Source organism: Cutibacterium granulosum (genome assembly GCF_900186975.1).
Taxonomy (GTDB): Bacteria; Actinomycetota; Actinomycetes; order Propionibacteriales; family Propionibacteriaceae; genus Cutibacterium; species Cutibacterium granulosum.
On sequence record NZ_LT906441.1, the window covers coordinates 1,160,346 to 1,172,396 of the forward strand.

Annotated in this window: 10 protein-coding genes; 4 read left to right on the plus strand and 6 right to left on the minus strand. The window is 65.0% G+C overall.

Features of this window, described 5'->3' with window-relative positions; genetic code table 11:
- Nucleotides 1-40: 40 nt before the first annotated feature.
- From lipB to CKV91_RS04895, 4 genes are all read right to left on the minus strand, one after another.
- Entirely contained in the window at nucleotides 41-847 is an 807-nt protein-coding gene (gene lipB / locus CKV91_RS04880; protein ID WP_051254910.1) for a lipoyl(octanoyl) transferase LipB, read from the minus strand.
- A 320-nt stretch (nucleotides 848-1,167) separates the two neighbouring features.
- Nucleotides 1,168-2,040 (minus strand): phosphogluconate dehydrogenase (NAD(+)-dependent, decarboxylating), encoded by an 873-nt coding sequence (gene gnd, locus CKV91_RS04885; RefSeq protein ID WP_021105992.1) that lies wholly within the window; start codon nucleotides 2,038-2,040, stop codon nucleotides 1,168-1,170.
- A 129-nt stretch (nucleotides 2,041-2,169) separates the two neighbouring features.
- Complete coding sequence (locus tag CKV91_RS04890) at nucleotides 2,170-3,549, minus strand: GntT/GntP/DsdX family permease (RefSeq protein ID WP_065860928.1); 1,380 nt, start codon at nucleotides 3,547-3,549, stop codon at nucleotides 2,170-2,172.
- Nucleotides 3,550-3,655: 106 nt separating this feature from the next.
- Nucleotides 3,656-4,192 carry a gluconokinase gene (locus CKV91_RS04895; protein WP_021104467.1) on the minus strand — a complete coding sequence of 179 codons (537 nt, stop codon included), beginning with the start codon at nucleotides 4,190-4,192 and terminating at the stop codon, nucleotides 3,656-3,658.
- Nucleotides 4,193-4,358: 166 nt separating this feature from the next.
- On the opposite strand from CKV91_RS04895, the gene CKV91_RS04900 reads away from it, so the two are divergent.
- From CKV91_RS04900 to CKV91_RS04915, 4 genes are all read left to right on the plus strand, one after another.
- On the plus strand, nucleotides 4,359-5,066 hold the full coding sequence (locus CKV91_RS04900; protein WP_036978250.1) for a FadR/GntR family transcriptional regulator: 708 nt from the start codon (nucleotides 4,359-4,361) through the stop codon (nucleotides 5,064-5,066).
- 212 nt (nucleotides 5,067-5,278) lie between these two features.
- Nucleotides 5,279-6,454, plus strand: coding sequence for an ABC transporter substrate-binding protein (locus CKV91_RS04905; RefSeq protein ID WP_065860929.1), 1,176 nt, complete (start codon nucleotides 5,279-5,281; stop codon nucleotides 6,452-6,454).
- A complete protein-coding gene (locus CKV91_RS04910) occupies nucleotides 6,451-7,575 on the plus strand; it encodes an ABC transporter permease (RefSeq protein WP_231933681.1) in 1,125 nt (374 codons plus the stop codon). Before CKV91_RS04905 ends, CKV91_RS04910 begins: the two co-directional genes overlap by 4 nt.
- Nucleotides 7,569-8,441 carry an ABC transporter ATP-binding protein gene (locus CKV91_RS04915; RefSeq protein ID WP_095140974.1) on the plus strand — a complete coding sequence of 291 codons (873 nt, stop codon included), beginning with the start codon at nucleotides 7,569-7,571 and terminating at the stop codon, nucleotides 8,439-8,441. The genes CKV91_RS04910 and CKV91_RS04915 overlap by 7 nt, the downstream gene beginning before the upstream one ends.
- Nucleotides 8,442-8,504: 63 nt before the next feature.
- Here CKV91_RS04915 and sucB read toward each other — a convergent pair whose 3' ends face one another.
- Nucleotides 8,505-10,226: a 2-oxoglutarate dehydrogenase, E2 component, dihydrolipoamide succinyltransferase gene (gene sucB, locus CKV91_RS04920; RefSeq protein ID WP_095140975.1), complete on the minus strand. Its 1,722-nt coding sequence runs from the start codon at nucleotides 10,224-10,226 to the stop codon at nucleotides 8,505-8,507.
- A 76-nt stretch (nucleotides 10,227-10,302) separates the two neighbouring features.
- On the minus strand, nucleotides 10,303-11,820 hold the full coding sequence (locus CKV91_RS04925) for a leucyl aminopeptidase (RefSeq protein WP_065860696.1): 1,518 nt from the start codon (nucleotides 11,818-11,820) through the stop codon (nucleotides 10,303-10,305).
- Between the last annotated feature and the right edge of the window lie 231 nt (nucleotides 11,821-12,051).

Here is a 12,051-nt window from a genome sequence, read left to right on the forward strand (position 1 = left end):
GATGAGTCGCGACAGGACTACGAGGAACCTGACCGGGCGGTCACTCGCCCATGGGATGCAGGAACTGCGGGTGCGGGCGACGTGGGATGTCCGGACTCATCTCGTAGGGTTCGAACGACATCATCTCGGTGAGGATCGGCTCGAGGTGACGGGCCACCTCGACGAGGGTGGGAACGTCGGCGTCTGGTCCGTGCAGGCGACGCAGCTCCCTGGCCAGGGTGGTGACGTCGGCGTCCGCAATGCCGCACGGGATAATGTTGTCGAACCCGGCAGTGTCGGGATCGACGTTGAAGGCAAACCCGTGCAGGGCAGTCTGGTGTGACACACGGATGCCGATGGCACAGATCTTGCGTTCCGGCCCGTGACCGTCGGAGGGGAACCACACCCCGGTGCGCCCCGGTACCCGTCCGGCGTGCAGGCCGTAGTGGGTGAGCAGCCGAATGATCGCCTCCTCCACCCGTCGCACGTAGTCGACGACGCCGATCCCGCGCGGCAGGAAGACGATGGGATAGCCGACGAGCTGGCCGGGGCCGTGCCAGGTGATCTCACCGCCACGGTCCACCGCCACCACTGGGGTGCCGTCGAAGGGGTAGGCCTCGGGACGAGTGCGCCGTCCTGCGGTGTAGACGGGATCGTGCTCGACGTAGATGACGGTGTTGGGACGCTGGTGTGAGCTGACCTGGGCGTGCACCTGCCGCTGATGATCCCACGTGGCGCGGTACTCGCCCCGAGTGGGGGGAGTGTCGGTGAGGCCCAGGTACTCGAAATCCAGTCCGACCGGGTGCCTCACCGCTCCCTGGGCTGAGTGGGGCGCGCCCAGTGGCGAGGTTGCGCGATCTGCTGCCACGGTGCCGCCAGATTCATGACGAGCCGTTCCAGCGTGATCGGCTGCTCCGGGCTGCTGAGTGGGGATGAATTCGTTGACGCTCACGTATCGATCCTAGTCACGTGATCCTCGCAGCATGGGGTACTGCCAGCGACGCGATTTCGTCGTGGGGAGAACTCGAGACAGGCCACTGCACCTCCAGCAGACGTGGCATCGCGCCGGCGCAGGGGATGAGTGGACGCAAGGTTTTCCGAGCGGGGGGGTTCGCCGTGAGGCAAACCGTGCCCTTCTGCTGCACCCAGACAGGTGCATCTGGCACCAGCCACCAGGACACCGCGTACTCACGAGTTGTGGACGGCATGTCCTCCGAACTGGTTGCGCATGGCGGCGATGAGTTTCATGGCCGGGGCGTCGTCCTGACGCGACGAGAAACGCGCGAACAGGGCGGCCGAGATGGCAGGCATGGGGACGGCACGGTCGATGGCCTCCTCGACCGTCCACCGTCCCTCGCCCGAGTCGTCGGCCCAGCCGCGGATCGATGCCAGATCCGGTTCGTCCGCCAGAGCGGTTGAGCACAGGTCGAGCAGCCAGGAGCGGATGACCGTTCCCTGCCGCCATGCGTCGAAGACAGCGGGCACGTCGGTGACGGGGGAGTCGGCGCACAGCAGCTCGTAGCCTTCGGCGTAGGCCTGCATCATGGCGTACTCAATGCCGTTGTGCACCATTTTGGCGAAGTGTCCGGCACCCACCCCGCCGGCGTGCACCAGACCGCCGTCCTCGGGAGCCAGCGCCTGCAGCACCGGCCACACCGTGCGTACTGCCTCCTGCGGGCCACCAATCATGATCCCGTAGCCGTTCGTCTCGCCCCAGACACCACCGGAGACCCCACAGTCGAGGTAGGAGACGCCATGGGCGGCGAGTCGTTCGGCGCGTGGGGCGTCCAGCGTCCACCGGCTGTTGCCACCATCGATGACGATGTCATCGGCACGCAGCAACGGGACGAGGGTCTCGATCGTTTCGTCGACGAGCTGGTTGGGCAGCATGAGCCAGATGACGCGCGGCCCGCTGCCCAGACCGTCGCAGAGCTCCGCGATGGAGGAGACGTCGCTCACCTCGGGGTCGATGTCGTAGCCGATGGTCTCGATGTCCTTGCTGCGCAGCCGGGACCGCATGTGGTTGCCCATGCGTCCCAGACCGATCATGCCAATGGCCATGGTGATTCCTTTCGCGAGTGATTGCTCGAAGTCGATGTCGTGGGTCAGGTGGTCGGAGGAACCGCCCTCGGCGGTGGGAGTGCCGAAGGACGATCGGTCAGTGGAACAGGGCGGGTGGGAGGTGGTGCATCAGATGATCAGCGACAGCAGCAGGACGAGGCACAGGGCCACGACCGAGAGCACCGTCTCCATGAGCGACCACGTCTTGATGTTCTCACCCACCGAGATGCCGAAGTACTCCTTGATGAGCCAGAATCCGGCGTCATTGACGTGGGAGAAGAACACCGACCCGGCACCGATCGCCAGCACGAGCATGGCGGCATGCGTGGGTGGCAGGGCGGCGGCCACCGGTTCCAGGATGCCGGCTGCGGTCACCGTGGCGACGGTTGCCGACCCGGTGGCCAGGCGAATGACGACCGCCACGGCCCAGGCCAGCAGGATTGGGGACAGTCGGGAACCCAGGATCGACTGGGCGAGCATGGTGCCGATACCGGTGTCGATGAGCACCTGCTTGAATCCACCGCCAGCAGCGACGATGAGCAGGATCCCGGCAATCGGCGGCAGGGATGCCCCCACCGACGCGCTGATCTGCTCACGCGTCATTCCCGAACCGTGTCCCAACGTGAACAACGCGATGAGCGCGGTCAGCAGCAGGGCGAACATGGGCTGACCGACGAAGTCGAATGCCATGCGTACTCCACTGCCCTCGGCGGCCAGGATGTCACTCAGTGCCTTGCCCATCATGAGGACGACTGGCAGCAGGACGGTGACGAGGGTGATGACGAAGCCCGGTCGGCGTGGAGCGATGCCGACGGAGGTCTCGGAATCTGAGGAGGTGAACAGGTCTGGAGCAGACACGGGCACCCATCTGGCGGCGAGGTTGCCGAACAGCGGTCCGGCGATGACGACGGTGGGGACGGCGATGAGGATGCCCATCCACAGTGTGGTGCCGAGGTCGGCCTTGAGCAGCCCGATCGCAGCCAGCGGGCCAGGATGCGGCGGTACCAGGGCATGCATCGTCGACAGACCGGCCAGGGTCGGGATGGCCACCTTCATGAGTGGCAGCCTGGACTTCTTCGCGGTGAGCAGGATCACCGGCACCAGGAGCACCAGGCCGATCTCGAAGAACATCGGCAGACCGATGATTGCGCCGACCAGAGCCATGGCCCACGGGATGGCCCGGGGGTTGGTGTTGCCGACCAGTGTGTCCACGATGGTGTCCGCGCCCCCGGAGTCGGCCAGAAGCTTGCCGATGATCGCTCCCAGGGCGATGAGGACGCCCACCGAGGCCACCGTCGTCCCGACTCCAGTGGAATATGACGCGAGCATCCCCTCCATGCCCATGCCAGCGATGGCGCCGACGGTGAGCGCCCCGATCGTGAGGGAGAGGAAGGGGTGCAACTTGAATCGGGTGATGAGCAGCACGATGACGGCGAATCCGATGAGGGCTGCCGTGATGAGCTGCCACCCCGGCGAGGTCGGCGTCGTGGTGGCCATGGCGATTGGCATGAGGTGCTCCTCTGTGAGCGGTGCGGGGGCGTGGGGTGGTTGGTGGAGATTGAGGCGGGATCGATGGTCTCGGCCGGACGAGGACGTCAGGCCGCGTCCGTCTCGATCATGCCGCGGTTGCGGTTCCCAGCCATTGTCTGGCGGCGTGCACGAGATCGTCGACGGGCTGGTCGAAGTTCAGGGTGATCCCAGTCTCGTCGTCCTGCAGCGGCTCCAGGGTCTGGTACTGCGAGGCGACAAGGCTTGGCGGCATGAAATGGTCCGGGCGGGATGCCACCCGGTCGATGACGATGTGCTGGTCGCCGGCCAGATGAATGAAGACGATGTCGGGGCAGGCAGCGCGCAGCTGGTCACGGTAGCTGCGCTTGAGGGCCGAGCAGGCCGTCACGGCACCAGGGCTGCGGTGATCGGTCAACCAGGATCCGACGGCAGTCAGCCAGGGCTTGCGGTCCTCATCGGTGAGGGAGAGCCCCCGGGACATCTTGGCGACGTTCGCTGCGGGGTGCAGGTCGTCCCCGTCGAGGAAGGGCAGCCCGAGCACATCGGCCAACTGCGCCCCGATGACGGACTTTCCGGCGCCGCACACTCCCATGACGACGATGGGCAGTGCGACATGGGTGGGGCGACATGTGGGTGCACTCATGGTGATCCTCCTTGGACCAGTCATCATTGACCTGCTCAGGGTAATCCAAAAAATCATACGAATACAAGAGGTGTGCCCGTTAAAAATGATCTCAATCGCGACATCAAGCTGACACGATCTGTAGGGCACGATCATCCGAGTGGTGGCAGTCCGGTACCATTCCGCCATGGCTGTTCACTCACTTGCCGTCGATGTCGTCGATTCCCTGGGGCGACGCATCGTCAACGGTCACCTGCAGCCGGGTGACGTCCTGCGGCTGGACCACATTGGCACTGAGTTCAACGTCTCCCGATCGGTCTCCCGTGAGGCCATGCGGGTGCTGGAGTCCCTGGGACTCGTCGTGCCACGTCGCCGGGTGGGTGTCCTCGTCTCGGCACGCAGCGACTGGAACGTCCTGCACCCACGAGTGATCCGGTGGGGGTTGGAGGGACGACGTCGCCCGCAGACCCTGGAATGGATCAGCCAGTTGAGAGCGGCCGTGGAACCGGTGGCAGCTGCCATGGCCTGCACCCGTGCCACACAGCAGGACAGCATCACCATGTCCGTGGCTGTGACACGAATGACCCAGGCCGCTGCGATGCGAGATCTGGAGACCTACCTCATCGCCGATGAGGAGTTCCACTCAACCTTGTTGAGTGCCAGCGACAACCCGATGTTCGCAACTTTGCGGCACTCGGTGTCGTCGTTGCTGGAAGGCCGTACCGAACTCATGCCCTTCGAACCAAATCTGCAGGCCATCGCATGGCATCGTGAGGTGGCCGATGCCGTTGCCGCCCGAAATCCCGATGCTGCCCAAGCAGCGATGCTCAACATCGTCGAGGAAGCTCTGGACGCGATGAAGAAGGAACTACCCCGAAACACGGAACCCTTCTGAGCCCCCCACTGCTTGAATCAGTTTCTCCTCACATACCCAGATTCCTGAGACTTTGCAGGGTGTTGTCGGGAATCTCCCGAAGCCCCGCGATCGTGGCGACACCACCGAGGTGTCCTTGCGCTGTCCCCTGCGAGCAAAAACGTGCATGCCCATGGGAATAGGTGCACTGGTGGGCACGTTGATGTTCCATATCGCTATGGAAGGGGAACGGTATGACCCAGCCAGATTCTGGTTCCGAGAAACCCGACAACCTTGGTCACTCCAGCTCTCATGATGCGTCCAGCCCTGCTCAGGATGAAGCCACGACCCTGCCCTCGGGAGCCAAGCTTCAGGCTGAGGACTCCCAGCACGATTCAGGATCGGTGAGTCGCCGTTCTGTGCTCGCCGGAGTGGGCGGTGGACTTGCCGCTGGCCTGCTGGTCGGGGTGGGCATTGGTGCGCCCGTCGCGTACCACAAGGGCAGGAAGAGTGCGTCAGGCGAGGTGGCCAATCGCCCGTTGACGTTGATCTATGGCGGTGACATCTGTGATGCCCCATCGATCGTGGCCAAGGAGAAGGGCTTCTTCGACGACGCCGGACTCGACGTCACGCTCAAACGTACCGTCGGTGACGAGGACATCAAGGCTGCCGTGGGATCGGGCCAGTACGACGCCTCCTCGGGCATCTTCTACTCCTGGCTGAAACCGGTCGAACAGGGTCAGAACGTCAAATTCGTTGCCGGGCTCCATGGTGGGTGCCTGCGTCTCATCGTCCTCAAGGACTCCAAGTTCACCGAAGTCTCCAAGCTCAAGGGCGCGACGATCGGTATCCCCAACCTCCACGCCTCGGCGACGATGTTCTTCTCCATGGATCTGCTCGACGCGGGCATCAACCCGCTGCCCGAGGCCAAGGAGGTGAACTGGAAGGTCATGGAGCCGTCGGTTCTGGCCGATGCCCTGAAACGCGGTGAGGTGGACGCCATCGCAACCTCCGACCCCATCGCCTACCTGCCGCTGCTCAAGGGGTACGGCGTGGAGCTCTCCAGCAACATGAAGGGCACGAATGCCCAGGAGTTCTGCTGCTGCACCGCCCTCAACGGCAACTTCGTCAAGAACGAGACACCACTGGCTCGCAAACTCGTCGAGGCCTGGTGCCGCGGTGCGCGCTACGTCAAGGGTCATGAGGCCGAGGTGGCCAAGATCGAGGTCGAGACCAAGAGCGTTGCCGGTGACGTCGACACCATTGAGCGGCTGCTCAAGACGTACTCCTGGGAACCGTCGGTGACCAGGCTCAAGGACGCCCTGCTGCCGGGCGTCAAGAAGTTCAAGAAGACCGGTTACCTGCGTGAGGACACCGATCCGCAGCAGCTGGTGGACGCATCGTTCACAACCCTGGGGTTGGACTGGTGACGGCGCAGACTGAATCCGCTGCAACCCCGTCGCTGACGACCGATCTGTCGTCGGCGACGGGGAGAGCTGATCCGACGCGTCTGGCCTCACGGGACCATGAGATCGTCCATTCCACGCGAGTGATCGATGAACTCACCCGGCGTCACAGGGCGCGCAAGGCGAGCCACGTGGCCGTTGGTGTCAACGTGGCGTTGTGGGTGGCGACGACGCTCGTCATCCTGCTCACCCCGGACACCACCGAGTTCATCGTGCATGGCCAGGTGCCACTGGCCGTGATCACTGGCGCAGTGGCGGTGATCTTCGGGGTGCTGTGGGCCTTGGCCGCTGGGGCCACGCACGGTGCGCGGCTGTCCGTGTCCCGATTCCTCGGCAGGTGGACACCGTGGTGGATCGCCGTGGGCGTCGTCACGGTTGCCCTGGACGTGCTCACCGCCAAGTTCGCCGTCCTGCGCCCGCCCTACGTGCCCCCGCCCGGCCAGCTGCTCACCGAAGCCTGGTCCGACCGAGTCCTGCTGGGGCAGGCCATCGGCAACTCAACCTTGCTGCTGTTCCTCGGCCTGCTCATCGGCGGTGTGCTCGGCCTGCTCACCGGCCTGTGGATGGGATGGTCGCGCAAGGCCGGTTACTGGCTCAACCCGATCGTCAAGTACATCGGCCCGGTGCCGACCCTGGCATGGATCCCCATCGTCTTCCTCATGTTCCCCAACACGTTCTGGGCGGCGGTGTTCCTCATCTCGATCACGGTCTGGTTCCCGGTCACCGTGCTCACGAACGCCGGCATTCGATCGGTGCCCAAGAGCTATTTCGACGTGTGCCAGACGTTGGGGGCCTCCCCGAAGTTCCTCGTGCTCAAGGTGAGCCTGCCAGCTGCCCTGCCCAACATCTTCGATGGCATCTTCATGGCACTGCCCACCGCCTTCGTCACCCTGACGATTGCCGAGACGTTGGGTGTGAACTCCGGTCTCGGCTGGTACATCAACTGGAAGAAGGGGTGGAGCGCCTACCCGGCCATGTACTCCGCGATCGCCATCATGGTGATCCTGTGCGGCACCCTGCTCACCGTGGAACTGGCCATCCGTAATCGTGTCCTGGCCTGGCAGAAGGACCTCACCCGATGGTAAAAGACCTCACGACATCACAGACCCCTGCTGCGAACTCCTCCGAACCGGCCGAGGATGTTCGGGCGCAGACCAGCGTGGAATCATCAGATCAATCGGCACCCGATCGGGCAGGTACTGCCGTCACCGGTGCGGTTGACGTGCTCAATGTGACGCATGCCTTCCTCAACCACGGCACCCCACTGCCTGTCATCGACGACGTCAGTCTGTCGGTGCGGCCGGGGACGTTCGTGAGCCTGGTCGGGCCGTCGGGTTCGGGCAAGTCGACCCTGCTGCGGCTCATAGCTGGTCTCGAGGCTCCGGTGTCGGGCAACATCTACGTCGACGGGTACCGGATCACCGGCCCGGACCCACGCCGTGGGCTGGTCTTCCAGGACCCGACCCTGCTGCCGTGGATGACCGTCGAGCAGAATGTCGCCTTGGGTCCGACGATCCAGGGGCACGCCAAGGACCCGCAGTGGATGCGACGGGTTGACGCCATGCTCGAGAAGGTGAGCCTGGACGGCTTCCGCAATGCCGTACCGTCGGAGCTGTCCGGCGGCATGGCCCAACGCGCTTCCCTGGCACGTGCCTTGGTGACGAGCCCGGAGGTGCTGCTGCTCGACGAGCCGCTGGGTAAGCTCGATGCGCTCACCCGGTCCACCCTGCAGAAGGAGATAGAGCATCTCTGGCAGGCACAGGGGTTCACCGGGATCATGGTCACCCACGACGTCGAGGAGGCCCTGCTGCTCTCGGACCGGGTCGTCGTCTTCTCCCCGCGTCCGGCGCACGTCGTCGCCGACATCGAGGTGGACCTGCCGCGTCCCCGTTCGACGGACCATCCTCGATTCCGTGAGCTGGGACACCAGATCCTCGACCTGCTGTTCTGAGTAGACAGCAGTTGGGGCTCGGGACGTGTGAACCGTCCCGAGCCCCAACGCTTCTTGGACCTCTCAGAACTCTCCGGAGAAGTCGCCCTCCTCAAGGCGAGCCTTGATGCTCGAGAGGAAACGTGCGGCCACGGCACTGTCGATGAGGCGGTGATCGTAGGACAGTGAGAGGTACATCATGTCGCGGATGACGATGGTGTCCTCGTCGAACTCGTTGGTGACGACGACCGGACGCTTCACCAGGGCCCCGGTGCCGAGGATGGCAGCCTCGGGCTGGTTGACGATCGGGGTGTCGAACAGGGCGCCGTACGAGCCGTAATCGGTGATGGTGAAGGTACCACCGGCCAGCTCGTCGGGCGTGACCTCGTTGTTGCGGGTACGGGCAGCCAGATCGGAGATCTGGTGGGCCAGGCCGGAGATGTTGAGGTCACCGGCGTCCCGGATGACCGGCACCAGCAGGCCACGCGGGGTGTCCACGGCGATGCCGATGTTCTCCGAGGCACCGTAGGTGATCGTCCCGGCCTCGGTGTCGATGTTGGCGTTGAACCTCGGGTTCTGCTTGAGCGCCTCGACGACGGCCTTGGTGATGAACGGCAGATACGACAGGCCAACCCCCTCACGAGCCTTGAAGGCATTCTTCTCGGCCCTGCGGATGCGCGAGACGGCAGTCATGTCCACCTCGACGGTCGCGGTGAGCTGGGCGGAGACCTGCAGGGACTCCACCATGCGCGAGGCGATGACCTTGCGCAGGCGGCTCATCTTCTCGGTGGTGCCACGCAGGGCGGCAGCCTCCGGGGAGACCTCCTGGGCGGCCGAGCGAGCCGACCCAGCAGCGGGGCCAGCAGGTGCATCGGTGGCCGGCTGAGCCGGTGCCGATGACGACTCCTTGGCCTGGGCGGCGTCCAGCACGTCCTGTTTGCGGATACGTCCGCCGACGCCAGTGCCGGTGAGGGTGGACAGGTCGACGTTGTTCTCACGTGCCAGCTTGCGCACCAGCGGGGTGACGTAGACGGTGGAGGACGGGTCGGTGGCACGTGGGGCCACCTCGTTGGTGGCAGACGCGGCCGGCGCGGAAGCCGGCGGTTCCGGGGCAGCGGACTCGGACGTGGCCTCCGGTGCGGGGGCGGGCGCCTCCTGCTTGGGCTCCGGTTCGGCGGCTGGGGGCTGGGGGGCTGTGGGCAGCTCAGTCGAGACGGTTGAGGCATCGCCGATGATGGCGAGGACGGAGCCGACTTCGGCGTCCTCGTCTTCCTGGACGCGGATTTCCAGCAGGGTGCCGGTGGCGGGGGAGGGGACTTCGGTGTCGACCTTGTCGGTCGAGACCTCGACCAGTGGTTCGTCTGCCTCGATGGTGTCGCCAACGGCTTTGAGCCAGCGGGAAATGGTGCCCTCGGTGACCGACTCCCCCAGAGCGGGGAGAGTCACCTCGGTACCGTTGGCCGTTCCAGCAGGGTCCGTCGAGGCCTGCTGGGCGGACGGGTCAGGACCAGGATCGCTGGCCGCAGCAGGTTCCGGCTCGGCGGGGGAGTCGGAACCCGACACCTCGGACTGCTCGCCGATGATGGCGAGGACGGAGCCGACTTCGGCGTCCTCGTCTTCCTGGACGCGGATTTCCAGCAGGGTGCCGGTGGCGGGGGAGGGGACTTCGGTGTCGACCTTGTCGGTCGAGACCTCGACCAGTGGTTCGTCTGCCTCGATGGTGTCGCCAACGGTTTTGAGCCAGCGGGAAATGGTGCCCTCGGTGACCGACTCACCGAGGGCAGGAAGAGTTACTTCGGTCGACATGAGTGTGGAGCTCCTTCGCAAGCCGCGCTATGTATGAACTCAGCCTAGCTTCCCGACCGAAAATGTGCAGTATCTCTCACGAGGCCAGGTTCGCCGCAAGGTGAACAAGCGTCCGAACCCCGAATCCGGTGCCGCCCAAGGGGGTGTAGTCGTGTGCCTTGGACTCATTGAATGCTGGCCCGGCGATGTCCAGATGGGCCCAGTCGGCCTGCGGGCTCACGAATCCCTGCAGGAAGGCCGCGGCACCCATGGCACCACCGGCACGGCTCCCGGACGACTTGGTGTCTGCGATGTCGGAGTGCAGCCCCTCGCGCACCTCGTCGGTGATGGGCAGCTCCCAGAAGTTCTCGCCGGCAGCCTCCGAGGCGTCCAGCAGGGTGTCGGCAGCCTCGGTGGAGGAGGTCATGAGACCGGCCCAGCTGGTGCCCAGGGCAACCATGCAGGCTCCGGTGAGGGTGGCGATGTCGACGACCATGTCGGGGTTGTCCTCGGTGCTGCGGGCCAGGCCGTCGGCCATGACGATGCGTCCCTCGGCGTCGGAGTTGGAGTTCTCCACCGTACGACCGCCATGGATGGTGACGACGTCGGAAGGACGCCATGCCTTGCCGGATGGCATGTTCTCGGCCATGCAGCCGTAGCCGATGACGTGGATCGGCAGTTCGAGGCGAGCGATTGCCTTGATCGCAGCGAGCACGGCAGCGGCTCCACCCATGTCGCACTTCATGGTGTACATGCCATCGGCGGTCTTGATGTTGAGGCCACCGGAGTCGAAGGTGATGCCCTTGCCGACGAGCGCCAGGGTGGTTGACGCGCCTTCGGGGTGGTAGTCGGCACGAACCAGACGGGGCTTGCGGTTGGACCCCTTGCCCACGGCCAACAGGCCGCCGTAGCCGCCACTGGCCAGTGCCTTCTCGTCGAGCACGTCGACAGAGAGGTTGGCGATGTCGCCCAGCTCTTCGGTCGCGGAGGTGGCGAATGACTCGGGGTAGAGCAGATTGGCCGGAGTGTTGATCCAGTCGCGGGCCAGGAAGACGGCGTCTGCCATGATCTCGGCCTTGCGCAGCTCGGGCTTGGCACCACGGGCCTGGGAGACGATCGTCACCTCGGCGATGGGGTCGACGCACTCGGACTCGGTGATCCGGGAAATGTGGTACGCGCCCAGGAGTGCACCCTCGGCGGCGATGCGCACGCCCTCGGCAGATCCAATACCCATGTCGATGGCGACCTTGACGCCCTTGTCCCCAGCCAACTCGGCTGCGGCTCGCACGCCCCAGCCGGCGGCCTGGCGCAGATCCTCATCGGCGGGGGCAGTCTCACCGGCACCGACGAGGATCAGGGAGCCGGATTTCCAGGGCAGGACGGCGGTGCTTCCCGGCTTGGGGGAGCCACCCATCCGGATGGCCAGAGACGCCAAGTCGGTGCCCAGGGACGTCTCGGCCTCCTTGACGGCTCGTGGAGCCAGTCCCACGATCTTCGCAGTCGCTGACCCCTCGGCACCGATCAGGGCAGCGACGACGACGTCGGCCCCCGATGCGGATCGAGACACACGTAGTGCGGGACGGGCAGTGACGGGAAGGTGGACGGAAGTGGGCACTGGATGAATCCTTTCAGATGACACATGATCGCACTCGAGCGCTGCGAGCAGTCGCGACGTCCCCGTGCGGTGATCCTCGCCAAACGAGGCATTGGTGAGCGCTCACCGATGCGGGGTGATCGACGCCAGCCTAGTGGACTGGAGTGAATGTGGATACGATCCACATACCTCGTGACTGCTGATTGTGAAAAATTGCACAAGTAAGTGAGCTGTCAGCTGGTGCCCGGCAGC

Excerpts from the sequence above, each read along its gene's own strand:
- gnd (WP_021105992.1), bottom strand. The coding sequence starts at position 2,040 with ATGGCCATTGGCATGATCGGTCTGGGACGCATGGGCAACCACATGCGG.
- CKV91_RS04890 (WP_065860928.1), bottom strand. The coding sequence starts at position 3,549 with ATGCCAATCGCCATGGCCACCACGACGCCGACCTCGCCGGGGTGGCAG.
- CKV91_RS04895 (WP_021104467.1), bottom strand. The coding sequence starts at position 4,192 with ATGAGTGCACCCACATGTCGCCCCACCCATGTCGCACTGCCCATCGTC.
- CKV91_RS04900 (WP_036978250.1), top strand. The coding sequence starts at position 4,359 with ATGGCTGTTCACTCACTTGCCGTCGATGTCGTCGATTCCCTGGGGCGA.
- CKV91_RS04905 (WP_065860929.1), top strand. The coding sequence starts at position 5,279 with ATGACCCAGCCAGATTCTGGTTCCGAGAAACCCGACAACCTTGGTCAC.
- CKV91_RS04915 (WP_095140974.1), top strand. The coding sequence starts at position 7,569 with ATGGTAAAAGACCTCACGACATCACAGACCCCTGCTGCGAACTCCTCC.
- sucB (WP_095140975.1), bottom strand. The coding sequence starts at position 10,226 with ATGTCGACCGAAGTAACTCTTCCTGCCCTCGGTGAGTCGGTCACCGAG.